Source organism: Pantoea sp. y20 (assembly GCF_054903455.1).
Genome location: NZ_CM142816.1, coordinates 2,655,527 through 2,671,771, shown reverse-complemented (window position 1 = coordinate 2,671,771; position 16,245 = coordinate 2,655,527). Strand labels below are relative to the sequence as shown.

16 protein-coding genes are annotated in these 16,245 nt (G+C 56.3%); 11 read left to right on the top strand and 5 right to left on the bottom strand.

The annotated features are described in order from the left end of the window. The first annotated feature begins 92 nt into the window (after positions 1-92). Positions 93-1,451, top strand: coding sequence for an APC family permease (locus ACYAC5_RS12535; RefSeq protein ID WP_101763400.1), 1,359 nt, complete (start codon positions 93-95; stop codon positions 1,449-1,451). Positions 1,452-1,616: 165 nt separating this feature from the next. Here the strand turns inward: ACYAC5_RS12535 and ygbI are convergent, their stop codons facing one another. Then, positions 1,617-2,378, bottom strand: a complete 762-nt coding sequence (gene ygbI, locus ACYAC5_RS12530; protein ID WP_309834055.1) for a DNA-binding transcriptional repressor YgbI — start codon at positions 2,376-2,378, stop codon at positions 1,617-1,619. 259 nt (positions 2,379-2,637) lie between these two features. Between ygbI and ltnD the strand changes: the two genes are divergently transcribed. From ltnD to ACYAC5_RS12505, 5 genes are all read left to right on the top strand, one after another. Then, the gene (gene ltnD, locus ACYAC5_RS12525; protein ID WP_101763402.1) at positions 2,638-3,546 is read left to right on the top strand and encodes an L-threonate dehydrogenase; all 909 of its coding nucleotides are present in this window, start codon (positions 2,638-2,640) and stop codon (positions 3,544-3,546) included. Between the two features lie 2 nt (positions 3,547-3,548). Beyond that, positions 3,549-4,808 carry a 3-oxo-tetronate kinase gene (gene otnK / locus ACYAC5_RS12520; RefSeq protein WP_462061843.1) on the top strand — a complete coding sequence of 420 codons (1,260 nt, stop codon included), beginning with the start codon at positions 3,549-3,551 and terminating at the stop codon, positions 4,806-4,808. Continuing rightward, complete coding sequence (gene otnC / locus ACYAC5_RS12515; protein ID WP_462061842.1) at positions 4,805-5,431, top strand: 3-oxo-tetronate 4-phosphate decarboxylase; 627 nt, start codon at positions 4,805-4,807, stop codon at positions 5,429-5,431. The genes otnK and otnC overlap by 4 nt, the downstream gene beginning before the upstream one ends. Continuing rightward, the gene (locus ACYAC5_RS12510; RefSeq protein WP_462061841.1) at positions 5,431-6,210 is read left to right on the top strand and encodes an HPr family phosphocarrier protein; all 780 of its coding nucleotides are present in this window, start codon (positions 5,431-5,433) and stop codon (positions 6,208-6,210) included. The genes otnC and ACYAC5_RS12510 overlap by 1 nt, the downstream gene beginning before the upstream one ends. Positions 6,211-6,328: 118 nt before the next feature. Further along, a complete protein-coding gene (locus tag ACYAC5_RS12505; protein WP_309834063.1) occupies positions 6,329-7,681 on the top strand; it encodes a GntP family transporter in 1,353 nt (450 codons plus the stop codon). Positions 7,682-7,809: 128 nt separating this feature from the next. On the opposite strand, the gene sbcB is transcribed toward ACYAC5_RS12505, so the two are convergent. Further along, positions 7,810-9,231, bottom strand: a complete 1,422-nt coding sequence (gene sbcB, locus ACYAC5_RS12500; RefSeq protein WP_110866679.1) for an exodeoxyribonuclease I — start codon at positions 9,229-9,231, stop codon at positions 7,810-7,812. Between the two features lie 201 nt (positions 9,232-9,432). On the opposite strand from sbcB, the gene dacD reads away from it, so the two are divergent. The 5 genes from dacD (at position 9,433) to ACYAC5_RS12475 (ending at position 13,209) form a co-directional block, all read left to right on the top strand. Continuing rightward, on the top strand, positions 9,433-10,599 hold the full coding sequence (gene dacD, locus ACYAC5_RS12495; RefSeq protein WP_192233442.1) for a serine-type D-Ala-D-Ala carboxypeptidase DacD: 1,167 nt from the start codon (positions 9,433-9,435) through the stop codon (positions 10,597-10,599). A 308-nt stretch (positions 10,600-10,907) separates the two neighbouring features. After that, positions 10,908-11,966 (top strand): FUSC family protein, encoded by a 1,059-nt coding sequence (locus tag ACYAC5_RS12490; protein WP_101763409.1) that lies wholly within the window; start codon positions 10,908-10,910, stop codon positions 11,964-11,966. A 161-nt stretch (positions 11,967-12,127) separates the two neighbouring features. Further along, the gene (tmaR, locus tag ACYAC5_RS12485; protein ID WP_008110563.1) at positions 12,128-12,448 is read left to right on the top strand and encodes a PTS system regulator TmaR; all 321 of its coding nucleotides are present in this window, start codon (positions 12,128-12,130) and stop codon (positions 12,446-12,448) included. A 141-nt stretch (positions 12,449-12,589) separates the two neighbouring features. Continuing rightward, the gene (locus tag ACYAC5_RS12480; protein WP_007891008.1) at positions 12,590-12,778 is read left to right on the top strand and encodes a type II toxin-antitoxin system HicA family toxin; all 189 of its coding nucleotides are present in this window, start codon (positions 12,590-12,592) and stop codon (positions 12,776-12,778) included. A gap of 17 nt (positions 12,779-12,795) precedes the next feature. Further along, complete coding sequence (locus tag ACYAC5_RS12475) at positions 12,796-13,209, top strand: type II toxin-antitoxin system HicB family antitoxin (RefSeq protein ID WP_101763410.1); 414 nt, start codon at positions 12,796-12,798, stop codon at positions 13,207-13,209. 87 nt (positions 13,210-13,296) lie between these two features. Here ACYAC5_RS12475 and ACYAC5_RS12470 read toward each other — a convergent pair whose 3' ends face one another. The 3 genes from ACYAC5_RS12470 to ACYAC5_RS12460 all read right to left on the bottom strand — a co-directional run bounded on the left by ACYAC5_RS12470 (position 13,297) and on the right by ACYAC5_RS12460 (position 16,241). Further along, positions 13,297-14,124 (bottom strand): glycosyltransferase family 8 protein, encoded by an 828-nt coding sequence (locus tag ACYAC5_RS12470; RefSeq protein WP_192411558.1) that lies wholly within the window; start codon positions 14,122-14,124, stop codon positions 13,297-13,299. A gap of 18 nt (positions 14,125-14,142) precedes the next feature. Beyond that, positions 14,143-15,525, bottom strand: coding sequence for a D-arabinono-1,4-lactone oxidase (locus ACYAC5_RS12465; protein ID WP_192411559.1), 1,383 nt, complete (start codon positions 15,523-15,525; stop codon positions 14,143-14,145). Between the two features lie 74 nt (positions 15,526-15,599). Further along, positions 15,600-16,241 (bottom strand): TetR family transcriptional regulator, encoded by a 642-nt coding sequence (locus ACYAC5_RS12460; protein WP_137386083.1) that lies wholly within the window; start codon positions 16,239-16,241, stop codon positions 15,600-15,602. Positions 16,242-16,245: the final 4 nt, after the last annotated feature.

Below are 16,245 nucleotides of genomic sequence, written 5' to 3'. Positions count from 1 at the left end.
CGTAAACACTAATATCACTTCTCACTGCAGCAAATTGCGCAGTAGCCCTGTAGCCCAACCGATCGCGGTTGTCGTCTGCGGGGGCCTGAACAATGTCGCTTAACACCTCTGCCGCACCTCAGCGTGCACACCTGAAAAAATCTCTGACCCTGATCCCGGTTGTCATGATGGGCCTGGCGTATATGCAGCCAATGACCCTGTTTGATACCTTCGGAATCGTGTCTGGATTGACCGACGGCCACGTCGCCACCGCTTATGCTTTCGCCCTGATCGCGATTCTGTTTACTGCCGTGAGCTACGGCAAGCTGGTACGCCGCTTCCCATCTGCGGGCTCCGCTTACACCTATGCTCAGAAGGCAATCAGTCCGCACGTCGGCTTTATGGTTGGCTGGTCATCACTGCTGGACTACTTGTTCATGCCGATGATCAACATCCTGCTGGCGAAAAGCTACTTTGAGACGCTGGTGCCGGGCATTCCGTCGTGGATTTTCGTGGTGCTGCTGGTGGCCTTTATGACCATCTCCAACCTGCGTGGAATCAAAACCGTTGCCAACTTCAACAGCGTGATCGTGGTGCTGCAGGTGGTAGTGATGGTAGTGATTACCGGTATGGTGGTTTACGGTGTGGCACACGGTGTTGGCGAGGGGACATTGACCAGCAGCAGACCGTTCTGGTCTGAGAATGCGCACGTAGTCCCGATGATTACCGGTGCGACCATTCTCTGCTTCTCGTTCCTTGGTTTTGACGGTATCAGTTCGCTGTCAGAAGAGACCAAAGATGCTGAACGCACGATCCCGCGCGCAATTTTCCTCACCGCGCTGATTGGTGGTGTGATCTTTATCGGTGTTTCTTACTTCCTGCAGCTGTACTTCCCGGACATCTCGCGTTTCCAGAATCCGGACTCTTCACAGCCAGAGATCATGCTGTTCGTGGCGGGTAAAGCGCTGCAAATTGGCATCCTGATCTTCTCGGTGGTGACGGTGCTGGCATCCGGTATGGCCGCGCACGCAGGCGTTTCACGTCTGATGTACGTGATGGGCCGCGATGGCGTGTTCCCGCAGCGTTTCTTTGGCTTCGTGCACCCGAAATACCGCACGCCGTCACTGAACGTGCTGCTGGTGGGCGCGGTCGCGCTGATGGCGATCAACTTCGACCTGGTAACCGCAACTGCGCTGATTAACTTCGGTGCGCTGGTGGCGTTCACCTTTGTAAACCTGTCGGTGATTGCGCAGTTCTGGATCCGTGAGAAGCGTAACAAGACGCTGAAAGATCACATCAACTATCTGGTGCTGCCGGTAATGGGTGCCCTGACGGTGGGTGCGTTGTGGATTAACCTGGAAGAGACCTCCATGGTGCTCGGCCTGGTGTGGGCTGCGATTGGTATTATTTACCTCGCCTTTGTGACCCGCACCTTCCGCAACCCGGTTCCGCAGTTCAGCGAAGAAGTGTGATTTGATCGACGTCGCTGTCCCCCTCCTCGGTCCTCCCCCATAAATGGGGGAGGAAGATGCTGCCATATGTGAGTTCTGAAGCTGCATGTGGCAGCGTCTCCTTCCCCCGCTAGCGGGGGAAGGCCGGGATGGGGGACAGCGAGCACCGACCGGGAACAGCACGCACTATCCCGCCAACACCAACTCCCAACGCCCCGCACTCAACGCCTCGCGTCCCGCTTTACTCAACCCCGCATCGGTAATCAAGGTATCAAACCGCTCCAGCGGCAACGCCAGATGCGTCGCAATCTTGTTGTACTTCGAACTGTCGCTTAACAACACGCGTTTACTACTCACATCGCTCGCCGCCAGCTTCACCGGCACCTTATCCTCATCCGGCGTAAACAGCCCGCGCGGGCCCCAGCAGGACGCGGAGATAAACGCGATATCAATCGCCAGCTGGCGCAAACTTCTGGCCGCCGCTTCACCGACGCTGGATCGGTTCTCACGACACACCGTACCGCCGGTGTGAATCAGCTTGCAGCCGCTGCTCTCCATCAGCAGGCGCGCAATCACGAAATCGTTGGTCACCACCAGCAAGTCATCACGCTCAAGCAACTCGCGCGCCAGCGCCAGTGTGGTAGTGCCGGCATCGAGATAGATGCAGCTATTACGCGGAATATGACGCGCGGCATACTGCCCAATCGCCATCTTCTCGCCGCTATACATATTGGTTTTCGCCAGATGCGACGGCTCCGCCGCCAGACGATCCGCCGAGCGCACGCCGCCCGAAACAGACAATACCGCACCTTGCTCTTCCAGCTTCTGCACATCGCGACGTATCGTCATATGCGACACACCCAAGCGCTCAGTGAGCTCGGCAATGCTAACCACGCCGCGTTCGCCCACCAGCGCTAAAATTTGTTGATGACGTTCAACCGGAATCACCTTGCTCTCCCTGAATTATCATTTTTTCACATTGTAGATCATCGATTCACAGCCCGCAGCACAATTTATCTCGCCGTAATCTAAGCAGAAATCCCATCTGGACTGACTTCGAAGCGCTGACCTCCGGCTGTGAATCGATGTTAATCCTTGCGCCCATAAGTTAATTTTTGTGATATCACGCACGTTTATTCGCCACTGACTGCGGCAGACTTAACACCAATGAACAAATTATCACTTAAATTAACAATGGAGGTTTGCTATGTCAGCAACCGTGAATAACATCGGCGTGATTGGTTTAGGTTCCATGGGCATGGGTGCAGCGCAGTCTTGCATCCGTGCAGGATTAAATACCTGGGGTGTTGATCTCAATCCGCAGGCGCTGGAAACCCTGCGTCAGGCCGGTGCACGTGATGCGCAAACCTCCGCTGCCCGCTTTGCCGCTGAACTCGATGCGGTGCTGCTGCTTGTGGTGAATGCCGCGCAGGTTAAAGCAATCCTGTTCGGTGAAAACGGCGTGGCGGCGCAGCTCAAGCCCGGCACCGTGGTCATGGTCTCTTCTACCATCTCTTCACAGGATGCGCAGGCGATTGAACAACAGCTGGCGCAGCATCAGTTGCTGATGCTGGATGCACCGGTTTCCGGCGGCGCAGCCAAAGCTGCAGTTGGCGAAATGACGGTAATGGCGTCCGGCAGCGATGAAGCTTTTGCCCTGCTCAAGCCTGTGCTGGATGCGGTGGCGGCGAAAGTCTATCGCGTGGGCAGCGAAATCGGTCTCGGCTCAACCGTAAAAATCATTCACCAGTTGCTGGCGGGCGTGCACATTGCTGTGGGCGCTGAAGCGATGGCGCTCGCCGCGCGCGCTGGAATCCCGCTCGACACCATGTATGACGTGGTGACCAACGCCGCCGGTAACTCATGGATGTTCGAGAACCGCATGCGTCACGTGGTGGATGGCGATTACTCGCCGAAATCAGCGGTCGATATCTTCGTTAAAGATCTCAATCTGGTGGCGGATACCGCCAAGTCGCTGCACTTCCCGCTGCCGCTGGCTTCTACTGCGCTCAATATGTTTACCGAAGCCAGCAACGCCGGCCACGGTCGTGAAGATGACAGCGCAGTGATCAAGATCTTCAGCGGCATCACGCTGCCGCAGGCGAAGGAGCAATAATCATGCGTTTAGGCGTTATTGCAGACGATTTTACCGGCGCAACCGACATCGCCAGTTTTCTGGTGCAGAACGGTCTGCCGACCATCCAGTTCAACGGCGTGCCGGAAAGTCATGACGCGCTGAGCGCGCAGGCGATTGTTATCAGCCTGAAATCACGCTCATGCCCGGCACAGCAGGCGATCGATCAGTCTCTGGCGGCGCTGCAGTGGCTGCAACAGCAGGGCTGCGATCGTTTCTATTTCAAATATTGCTCCACCTTTGACAGCACCGAGCAGGGCAATATCGGCCCGGTGACTGATGCGCTGCTGGCGGCGTTGGGCGAAACGCAAACGGTGATCTCGCCGTCGCTGCCGGTTAACGGTCGTACGGTGTATCAAGGCTATCTTTTTGTCGCCGATCAGCTGCTGTCTGAATCGGGCATGCGCCATCATCCGGTAACGCCAATGACCGATAGCAATCTGGTGCGTTTGATGACGCGCCAGGCCAAAGGCCAGGCCGCGGTGATCAACGCCGCGCAGCTCGATCAAGGAGCTGATGCGGTGCGTGCGCAGCTGGATACCCTGAAAGCACAAGGCATCAACTATGTGGTGCTGGATGCGCTGCACGAGCAGCATCTGCTGACGCAGGGCGAAGCGCTGAAAGAGACGCGCCTGGTGACCGGCGGTTCAGGCCTGGCGATCGGTATCGCCCGCGCCTGGGCAACGCAGCAGCAGAACAGCGATGCTGAACACGCCGGGCGCCCACAAGGCGATCGCGCGGTGGTGATCTCAGGCTCCTGCTCGCAAATGACCAACCGTCAGGTGCAGGCGTATCGTCAGCAAGCGCCCTCGCATGAAGTGCTGGTGGAACGCTGCCTTGATAACGCCGAAAGCTATGCGCAGGAGCTTTGTGACTGGGTGGAAGCCAATCATCAGTCCGAACTGGCACCTTTGCTGTTTGCTACCGCCGATGCCCAGCAGCTGCAAGCCATTCAGCAGCAGTACGGCGCAGCGCGCAGCAGTGAAGCGGTTGAGCAGCTGTTTGCCGCAGTAACCCGTGAACTGAAAACCCGTGGCTGGCAGCGCTTCATCGTTGCTGGCGGAGAAACCTCGGGCGTGGTGGCACAAAGCCTTGGCGTCACCGCATTCCACATTGGCCCGATGATTTCACCGGGCGTGCCGTGGGTACGCGATATCCATCAGCCGCTGTCGCTGGCGCTGAAATCAGGCAACTTTGGCGACGAACAGTTCTTTGCCCGCGCACAACAGGAGTATTCAGCATGACGGAACAACAAGCACGCGAAGAAATGGTACAGCTCGGCGCGTCCTTCTTTCAGCGCGGTTACGCCACCGGTTCAGCGGGCAATTTGTCGCTGCTGCTGGAGGATGGCAACTTGCTGGCGACGCCAACCGGCTCCTGCCTCGGCGAATTGCAGGCCGATCGTCTGTCGAAAGTGACGATTCAGGGCGTATGGATCTCCGGCGACAAGCCGTCGAAAGAGGTGGCTTTTCACCGCGCGCTCTACCTGAACAATCCCGCGTGCAAAGCGGTGGTGCATCTGCACAGCCACTATCTGACGGCGCTCTCCTGCCTCAACGATCTCGACAGTGAAAACTGTATTCGTCCGTTCACGCCGTATGTGGTGATGCGCGTCGGCGATGTGCCGGTGGTGCCGTATTACAAGCCGGGCGATCAGCGCCTGGCTGACGATCTGGCCAATCTGGCCTCGCGCTATAACGCCTTCCTGCTGGCCAATCACGGTCCGGTGGTGGTGGGCAAATCCCTGCGCGAAGCTGCCAATAACACTGAAGAACTGGAAGAGACCGCGCGCCTGATGTTTACGCTCGGTGACCGCTCGATTCGTTATCTGACCGATAGCGAAGTCGCGGAATTGAGGAATGTTTAATGCCTAAGTTTGCAGCCAATTTATCTACGCAGTTCGGTGAGTTGCCGTTTATCGAACGCTTTGCCGCCGCGGCCAATGCCGGTTTTCGCGCCGTTGAATTCCTGTTCCCGTATGACTTTCCGGCCGAGGTGATTAAAGCCGAGCTGGAAAAACATCAGCTGGAACTGGTGCTGTTTAACACCGCTGCGGGCAACGTGCAGGCGGGCGAGTGGGGCGTATCCGCCATTCCGGGCCGTGAACAGGAAGCGCGTGCCGATATCGATCGGGCACTCGAGTATGCGCTGGCGCTCAACTGCCGGCAGGTGCATGTGATGGCGGCAACGGTGCCAAACGGTGCCGATCGTGCAGCCTATGAAGAGACTTTCGTCCGTAATATGCACTATGCTGCCGAGCGTTTTGCGCCGCACGGTATTCGCCTGCTGCTGGAAGCGCTTAATCCAGTCACCAAGCCGAATTATCTCTACGCCAGCCAGTATCAGACGCTGGCGATGATGGCGCGTATCGATCGTGCCAACGTCTTTACCCAGCTCGATCTGTTCCATGCGCAGTTGGTGGACGGCAATCTGACGCATCTGATTCGTGAATACGCTGGTCGTTATCGCCATATCCAGATCGCCTCTGCGCCGCATCGCCACGAGCCGGATGAAGGCGAGATCAACTATTCCTATCTGTTCGACCTGCTGGATGAAGTGGGTTACGACGGTTGGGTTGGATGTGAATACATCCCGCGCGGCCGCACTGCAGCCGGCCTCGACTGGTTCGCGCCTTACGCTAAATAAATTTTTTTAACCACCCAGCACAGGGATTTTCAGCACTGTGCTGGGTAAGTCATACCTGAATTCGTCAATACCAGATAGAGCTGTACCCAAACTATACTAATTAAATCAGAGGATTATCATGTCTACCGCGTTGTTGTTAGCCATTGCTACCGCCAGCATTGTGATCTTGCTGCTGCTGGTGATTAAAACCAAAGTTCACCCCTTTGTGGCGCTGCTGATTGTCAGCTTGCTGGTGGCGATTGCGACCGGCATTCCAGCCGACAAAATTATGGAAACCATCTTTAGCGGGATGGGTAACTTGCTGGGGCATATCACCATTATCATCGTGCTGGGGGCGATGCTCGGCGCAGTGATTGAAGCCTCGGGCGGTGCCGAGTCGCTGGCGCAACGCTTCAGTAAATCGCTGGGTATCAAGCGGACCGTGGCGGCGCTGACCATGGCGGCGTTTATCCTCGGCATTCCGGTGTTCTTCGAAGTCGGCTTTATCATCGTGATTCCGCTGATTTATGGCTTCACCAAAGTGGCGCGCGTGTCACCGCTGAAGTTTGGCTTGCCGATGGCGGGCGTGATGCTGACGGTGCACGTGGCGCTGCCAACCCATCCCGGCGCGGCGGCGGCGGCGGGCATTCTGCACACTGATATGGGCTGGCTGATGATGCTCGGTATCCTCATCTCGATTCCGGTCGGTATCGTCGGTTATTACGTCGCGAAAGCGATGAACCTGCGCCAATATCATCTTTCCGTTGATGTATTAGAACAGCTGCAGCTGGCGAAGCCGGAAGGCAAGCCGAAGAACGACGCGCCAGCGCCGGGTGCACTGACCATTACCGGTCTGATTGTTGTGCCGATTCTGTTGATCGTCATGGGTACCGTCGCGCATACCACACTGGCTGAAGGCAGCAAGCTGCGTGCGGTGATGACGGTGATCGGTACGCCAGCCATTGCGTTGCTGATTGCGCTGGGACTGGCGGCATGGCTGCTCGGCGTGCGTCGTGGCTGGAGCAAAGAGAAACTGGAAGATCTCACCGGACGTGCGATTCCCAGCTCCGCCAGCGTGATTCTGGTGGCGGGCGCGGGCGGCGCGTTTGGTAAGGTGCTGGTGGAATCGGGCGTGGGCAAAGCGCTGGCGTTGACGCTGGAAACCTTGCATCTGCCATTAGTTCCGGCTGCGTTCATTCTGTCGCTGGCGCTGCGTGCTTCGCAGGGATCGGCAACGGTGGCGATTCTGACCACCAGCGGCTTGTTAAGCCAGGCGGTGGGCGATGTAACGGATATGCAGCGCGTGTTGGTGACGCTGGCGGCCTGTTTCGGCGGGTTAGGTTTGTCGCACGTCAATGATGCGGGTTTTTGGGTGGTGACGCGCTATCTGGGCTTGTCAGTGGCCGATGGCCTGAAGACCTGGACGGTATTGACGACGGTGATGGGGCTGAGCGGTTTCGCATTGACGTGGCTGGTGTGGGGGATGATTTAAGGGTTTTCCCTCACCCTAACCCTCTCCCACAGGGAGAGGGAACCGATCGAGCGCTCACGCCAGCATCTGGCAGCGTCTCCCTCTCCCTGTGGGAGAGGGCCGGGGTGAGGGCATCAAATCGCAGAGGACTATGACACCAGCTCCTGCGCATACAAATACAGCGCCTTCAGCTGCGCCATCTTCTCCGTATTTCCCTCATGCAAACTCGCCAGCGACTCCAGCTCCAGCAAGAACGCCTGTACGCGCTCGGCATTCAGCGCTTCACGGCGATGCTGCAACCAGCGCTGCTGTTCGGCGTCATCCAGGGTGCCGGGGAAGTTGCGCGCACGGTAACGGAACAACAATTTAGCAATGCGCTTGTCGTCGAAGGTCAAATCCAGCGCCGGTAAGTTCTGCGGCGGCGTCTGGCGGATGATATTCATGCCAGCGCGATCGGCATCGCTAAAGAAACCGTCATACAACTGCGCGTCAACATCATCTGACGGGGTAAACGGCTCGGCGTCGGCAAACAGCGCCACCACTTTCTCACGCACTTCCGCGTGGTCACGCAGCAGCTTGAGGTTTGCAAGGCACTGCTGACGATCGATGTTGAGGCGCGCGGCATCTTCCGGACGCAGCGTGCTGGCAGGCGCCAGCACCGGACACTTATTAATGTGCACCAGCTTGATCGGCACCGCAGGCAGATCGCCCAAATCGCTGTGGCGGGTATATAAACGCTCGCGCAGTTCGTCAGATTCCAGCGTCAGCAGCGGCGACATATCACCGGCCAAATCGGCAACAATCAGCGCGTTACGGTTATCCGGATGCCATGCCAGCGGCACAATCCAGCTGGTGTTACCGCGCGCCGCACCGAACATGCCGGAGACGTGCACCAGCGGTTTCATCTGCGGGATATCAATCAGCGTCATCAGTTTCTGTTTGTTGCGATGGGTAAACAGAAACTCAAACAGCTTCGGCTGCTTCTCTTGCACCAGTTTTGCCATTGCCAGCGTGGCATAAACGTCGGACATCGCATCGTGCGCCTGTTCGTGCGCTACGCCGTTGGCCTTAGTGAGATGCTCCAGCTTGAAGCTGGGGAAGCCATCGTCATTCTCCGGCCACTCAATGCCTTCCGGACGCAGCGCGTAGCAGGCGCGCATCACATCGAGTAAATCCCAGCGCGAATTGCCGTTCTGCCAGCTCCAGCCATAAGGATCGAAGAAGTTGCGATAGAAGATATTGCGCGTCACTTCATCATCAAAACGCACATTGTTGTAACCAATCACACAGGTTTGCGGCTCGCTAAACAGGCCATGAATGCGTTCGGCAAACGCCGCCTCGGTCACGCCGCGCGCTTTGGCGGTTTGCGGCGTAATGCCGGTGATCATCACCGCTTCCGGCTGCGGCAGATAATCGTCGGCTGGCTGGCAATAAAACACCTGCGGTTCACCTACTGCATTGAATTCTTTATCGGTACGCAGGCCCGCGAACTGCGCCGGACGGTCCAGCGACGGGCTTTTACCGAAGGTTTCATAATCGTGGAATAAGAAGGTGAACTCAGAGGCGGGCACGGCGTTATCCTGGCAATGGAGAATCAACGCACAGGATAGTCGTCCATGGGTAGCAGTACAACCTCGATCATCCTCGCTGCGAGCAGGCGCGCAGCATTTATGCGCAGTTCATACTTTTTTTCAATTTATTCAGATCTGTAAGCGCTATTTGCCGTAAAACGTGCGGCGGTAAATTCATTTTTTGATTTTGAGGAAGAAGTGTTGAAAAGGCGTCTGCTGGTAACTGTATCTGGAATAATTATTTGGGCATCGTGGGCGCAGGCTGACGACAGCATGCCATTTCCCCTGACACCCCCGCCGATTGATGCGGCTTCATGGGTGTTGATGGACGCCACCACCGGACAAATTCTCACCGCTGGCAATCCGGATGAAGAGCGTAACCCGGCCAGCCTGACCAAACTGATGACCGGCTATGTCGTGGATCGCGCTATCGATCAGAATAAAATCAGCCGCGATGACAAAGTCACTATCGGCAAAGATGCGTGGGGCGCAGGCAATCCGGTGTTCAAAGGCTCCTCGCTGATGTTCCTCAAGCCGGGCGATCAGGTCACGGTGCGCGACCTGATGCGCGGCGTGATCATCGATTCCGGTAACGATGCCTGCGTAGCGCTGGCGGACCACGTGGCCGGCAGCGAAAGCAGCTTCGTCACCATGATGAACAGCTACGTGCAGAAACTCGGCCTGTCGCACACCCATTTTGAAACCGTGCACGGCCTCGATGCGCCGGGCCAGCACACCACCGCACGCGATCTGGCGGTGCTGTCGCGCGCCATCATCAGCGGCGAGCCCGATTTCTACGCCATGTACGGGGAGAAAACCCTGACGTGGAACGGCATCACCCAAAACAACCGCAACGGCTTGCTGTGGGATCAAAATCTGCACGTCGATGGTCTGAAAACCGGGCACACCGAAAGCGCCGGTTTTAACATCATCGCTTCTAACGTGGTCGGACGTCATCGCCTGATTGCGGTGATCATGGGCGGCAAGAGCCCGAAAGGGCGTGAAGATCAGGCGCGCAAGCTGCTGGTATGGGGCCAAAACAGCTTTGATACCGTGCAACTGTTCCACGCAGGCAAAAAAATCGGTAGCGAAAACGTCTGGTACGGCAATCCGCATAAGGTCGATGTCGGCACCACGCAGGATATCTACCTGTCGCTGCCGCGCACCGAAGTGGCCAACGTGATGGCGAAATACGTTATCGATCGCAAAGATCTGGAAGCGCCGCTGAAAGCGGGCGAGCAGATTGGCGAAATTCAGGTGATGGACAAAGATAAGCAGTTGGCCAGCTATCCGCTTTACGCGCTGCAAGCGGTGGAAGAGGCGGGCATCATTACGCGTATCAGCGATTACGTGAAACAGAAACTGTAATCTGTCGCGTCTTTCCGCGTCATCATCGTCGCCGTGATGCGGCGATGATGACACAATCGCTGTTGGCGTTGCAGACCAGAAAGGTGTGCTGGTGTACGATGACATGATTTTCCGATCGCCATTCATGGCAACCGTTTTAATGCGCGCACCAAACCCACTGCGTTACATCAATGTTTCTATTGAGAAAACCTGGTGTAACGTCCATGTTGTATTTCAGCAAAACCTGAAAAATAATTGCGTTCGACCCTGATGATGCAGCCGTCGCCAGGGTAACATAGCGCGCAAATTTTTAGCGTTCCCGGACAACCATGTTACGCGCTGACAAGCCCATCTCGCAGATTGAGTTCTGGTTCTACCGCCACTATCGCACCGTACACGGTGTGCGTATCGCTATCGCCTTTGTGCTGTGTTTCCTGTTTGTGCGGCTCACCGACATTCCCGAAGGCACCTGGCCGCTGATTACGCTGGTGGTCGTGATGGGGCCGATTTCCACCTGGGGCAATGTGCTGCCGCGCGTGGTGCAGCGTATCAGCGGCACCTTTGCCGGACTGATTTCTGGCCTGATCGCGCTCAAGCTTGAGCTGTTTTCACTGCCGGTAATGCTGGTGTGGTGCGCCGTTGTGATGGTGGTCTGTGGCTATCTGACGCTGGGAAAACATCCCTACATGGCGCTGCTGATCGGCATCACGCTCGGCGTGGTGGTTGGCGCACCGGCCGGGGATTTCACCATCGCCATGTGGCGCGGAGGCGATGTGATTCTCGGTTCACTGATGGCGCTGCTGTTCAGCGCCATCTGGGCGCAGCGCGCCTATACGCATTGGCGCATCCAGTTATCGGATGCGTTTATCGCCATGGCCAAACTGCATCACACCGGCTTCTCCGCCAATCTGCTGGAAAAGCCGCGGCTGAATAAACCTTTTCAGAAATTGCTGAGCAGCGTGATCAAAATGCGCGCGTTGCTGGAGCCGGCAAGTAAAGAGACGCGCATTCCGAAATCGGTATTTGAGGCGATCCAAACTATCAATCGCAATCTGGTCAACACCATGCAGATGCAAATTGATGCATGGTGGTCGTCGCGTGAAAGCCACTTGATTATGCTCAACGCGCCTACGCTGCGCCGCACCCAGCAGATGACGGAAGACACGCTAAATGCGCTGGCCACGCTGATGGTGAAAGGCGAAACCGAGCAGATCACCGCCAACAGCCACGCGCTGGAGGAGATCACCCAGGAACTGGAGCAGCTGATTGCTAATCGCAGCGGACGTTCCGAAACCACGGCGATTTACGGCTACGTCTGGCTGAGCCTCGAACAGGCGCGTCAGCTGGAGCGTATGACTGATTTAGTGCGTCTGGCGCTGCGTAAATAGTTTTCTGAGGCAAGGACTTAATGTGAATCACCCTTTCTTTGCGCTAAGATAAGCGCCAGTCCGAATTTAGCGGTGAGAATTGCAACCCTGGCGGCCAAGCCGCTAAGCTAAACGTTATGACTATTCCGCCTGCCGACGCAGGCCTCAAGAAAGGTGCCAACATGGAAAATGCCAAGCAATCATTTCAGGACGTACTGGAGTTTGTGCGTATGTTCCGTCGTAAAAACAAACTGCAGCGCGAAATCGTGGATAACGAGAAGAAAGTCCGTGATAACCAGAAACGTGTGCTGCTGCTGGACAACCTGAGTGAATACATCAAACCCGGCATGAGCATCGAGGCGGTGCAGGAAATTATCGCCAGCATGCGTGTGGACTATGAAGACCGCGTTGATGAGTACATCATCAAAAACGCTGACCTCTCCAAAGAGCGTCGCGAGCTGTCGAAGAAGTTGAAAGCGATGGGCGAGCCAAAAGCGCAATAAATTTCCATTCACCACTCATCTTGAGGTCGTCATTTATGACGACCTTTTTATTTGGGAAAAAGATAACCCCAATAACTCTTCTTGCGATTTAGAGTTATTGGGGTTATTTTTTATGCTTTCAGGACGCGGTAAGGCAATGGCATGGATAGCAGATCATTAATGGCCGAGATCAAGGCCGATGGCTGGGAACTGATACGAGTAAACGGTAGCCATCACCATTTTGTCCATCCGGTAAAAAAAGGGCTGGTGACGATACCGCACCCCAAAAAGGATTTGCCGATCAAAACGGTGAAAAGTATCAGGAAACAAGCCGGACTGACTGTCCATTAATTCGAAAGAGGTGACGTATGTTCTATCCCATCGCGATTGAGGCGGGCGACCAAAGCACGGCATTTGGCGTCACGGTGCCGGATTTGCCGGGCTGTTTTTCTGCTGGAGATACGCTGGAAGCGGCGGTAACAAATGCCAAAGAGGCGATTATCGGCCATCTGGAGCTGCTGGTAGAATTAGAGCAGGACATCCCGGCGGTTTCTGAATTGAAATCGTTGATGAAAGATCCGCAATATGCAGGTTATGTTTGGGTACTTATTGATGTGGATGTCACTCGCATTTTGGGCGGGTCCGAGAAAATCAACGTAACCTTGCCAAAACTGCTGATTGATCGCATTGACCGCTGCGTAGCAACGCATCCCGAATTCAAAACCCGTTCAGGTTTTTTGGCGCAGGTCGCGCTTGAGCGCATTGCGAAGACCCGTTCATAAGCTTCGTAGGAAACCCATTCGCGGCGAACTGGCCCGCAGTAACGGGCAATTCATATGAAACAGCGCGACGAATCGCGCTGTTTTTTTTTATTCCGCCGCTAACTCCCACCATAGCTTATCCAGCGCGTAGTAGCGGTCGCGTTCCGATTCAGGCTGATTCAAGTCGCGTTTCCACGGCTTCGCCAGAATAAAGTGCAGGTTCTTCACTTCATCTTCGCGCCACGTCTTACTGTGCTGGAACGGCAAGGTTTTCAGCGCATTGTATTTGTACGAAAGCGGCAGCCAGCGATCCTCGAACACTTCATTAAGCAAATCCTGCTCCGAGAACGGGTAGCGGCGCAGATCGGTAATGCCCGCCACTTTCTCCTGCAGCCACGCAAACACCGCCAGATCCGGCTTCAGCACCAAAAAACCGCCGTTCAGGTAGCGATCGAGCGTGGACGGTGCCGGTTCGCCGCGATCCTGCCAGGTATAGTGACAATTCTCTGGCTGCCAGCTGGCGGGATAACTGGCGATCTTGTTGGGATTGCAGCGACAGGCGTGGCACGCTGCCAGCGCATGCTTGCCCAGATCGAGCGTAAACAGCTCATCCATGTTGCGCAGCACCAGCATGTCGGCATCGAGAAATACTACGCGCTCACAATCAACCAGCTCCCACGCGCGCAGCTTGCTCCACACTTCACCGAACTGCGCCGAGGCGTAATGCTGCTCCAGTTCGGCGTTTGGCATCAGCGGATCTACCGGATGGATCACGCAGCCCAGAGCCTGCAACGCTTCACGCGTCTCCAGATCGATGGCGTCTGTAACCATCACAATCAGCGGCCAGCGGGTTTCGCTGCGCTTCAGCGAGCGGTGCAGCGCCTTCACGCCAATAAAATAGTCCGGCTGCGTTAACAGCGTTACCCATGCAAACATGGTTTCTCCCCTTCAAACTTAATCAAACAAAGCAGTGACATAGTCATTGCTAAAACGGCGTTGTGGATCGAGCTGGTCGCGCACTGCGCGGAAAGCGTCCCACTGCGGATAGATATCGCGCCACTGATAGCGCTGCGGATCGTAATATTTGCCCCAGTGCGGACGTCCGCCTTCGGCCGCCAGCAGCTTCTCGACTTCAGTGAGAAAATGCAGGCCATCCTGCGACAGCGAACCGTCATCAGCGTAATAAACCACAAAGCCAAAGAAGCAGGTGGCGTGCTGATACGCCGGGCTGAGCCAGCCTTCAGACGCGCCGGTACAGCGCAGAATGATTGGATAGTGCATATGCGGGTGATTCTCGGCATACCACGCTTTGATCTTGCTGATAATCTGCGGCGTTTTCTCCAGCGGCACGCCGATCTCGACGTTGATCTGCGGCACGGCAATGCCGCGACAAAATAGCTGATAGATATCGCCGCTGATGTCGGTGAAATCGCGGAAGCGCGTCACCGTGCGGAACTGTTTGCCCCCTTTACCGTGAATCTGCGTATCGCGATGCATCTGCGCCAGCGTCTGGTCGATGGTGTCATTCAGGCTGCTGTCGGTGTCATCGCCATGCTCAATTACCTCGCGCTGATTGGCTTGCCATGCCTGCGAATCTTCAGCGCTGGCTTCGTGCGCGTTCCACACGTGCATCAGGTTGTCATCGACAAACCACCAGGCTTTGCTCATCTCATACTGCTGGTTCCATTCGATCAGATCGTTCTCCAGCGTATCGGCGGAGACGGCGAATTTGTGGCAGGTAAACAGGCGGAAAGGGCGGGTGCGCAGCGTCACGGCCGTCACAATGCCCAGGCTGCCGAGCGAAACCTGTGCGGCAGCGAAATCGGGCTCACCGCGCACAAATTCACGCACGCTACCGTCAGCTAACACCATGCGGATGCGCAGCGCTTCATCGGCGATGGAGCTTTGTGCTAAACCCTGGCCGTGCGTGCCGGTGGCCATCGCGCCCGCCAGCGTCTGCACCGCGATCACCCCCGGCGACGAGGCCAGCATGCGATCCATCTCGGTTAGGGTGCTGTAAACCTGCTCCAGCGGCGTACCGGCGGCAAAGGTGACGCTCTCTTCGTCATGGGCGATCACGCCGTTGAACGCGCTGAGATCCAGCAGCAAATCCTGCTCATCAACGCCCAGCATGCGGCCCGGCGACAAGCGGTTGCCCAGCACGCGCACTTTGCCGCTGGCGGTGCGCAGCAGTTGTTGCAACTCCGCTTCAGTTTGCGGCTGATGTAACTGACTGCGCTGACCAACCACCGAGTTTTGCGCCCAGTTCCACAGTGCGCTGTCCTGGTCGGTATTCTGCGTATGGCGTAAGGGATAAAGGTGGGGATCTTTGTTCACTACGGCGTTCCTTAGTCTGTGGTCTGTGACGGTCCCAAATTTAAAAGCGTAGACCATCAGCGCGCAGCCGCAGCCTACGAGGCTTTGCGCACATAACGCAGCGTGGCGGTGACGGCTAACTGGCGGTTGCGACGGATGCTGTCTTCCTCGCTATCGTTCGGCGTGAACAGCGTGTGAAAGGTGTAGCGATTGGAGACGTGATGCACACAAATGCTGCTCAGCAAGCGGTGCACATCCACGGTATCCAGCCCAGCAATAAACAGCCCTTGCTGTTGGCCGCGCGTCAGAATGTCATCCAGCACATCGAGTGCACTTTTGTTCAGCGCCTTGATGCGTTCGGATTGCATGATGTAGCGCCCGCGCAGCAGGTTTTCGGTACACACCAGCCGCATAAAATCCGGGTGCGAAACGTGGTAATCAAAGCTGGCTTCCACCAGTTTGGTCATCGCCAGTTCCGGTGCCATCTCGGCGAGATTAAGGCCGGTTTCATGCTGCCGAATCGCCTGATACACCTGCTCCAGCACCTCAATATAGAGCTGCTCTTTATTGCCGAAGTGATACACCACCATGCGTTTAGTGGTATGCGCGTGCTCAGCGATCTGCTCCAGCCGCGCGCCCTGCATACCGAACTCGGCGAACATTTTCAGCGCACCAGCAAGAATGCGCTTCTTAAGCCCTTCAGGGTCATTTTTTCGTTTAGGTGTGGTGTTCGACATAGCG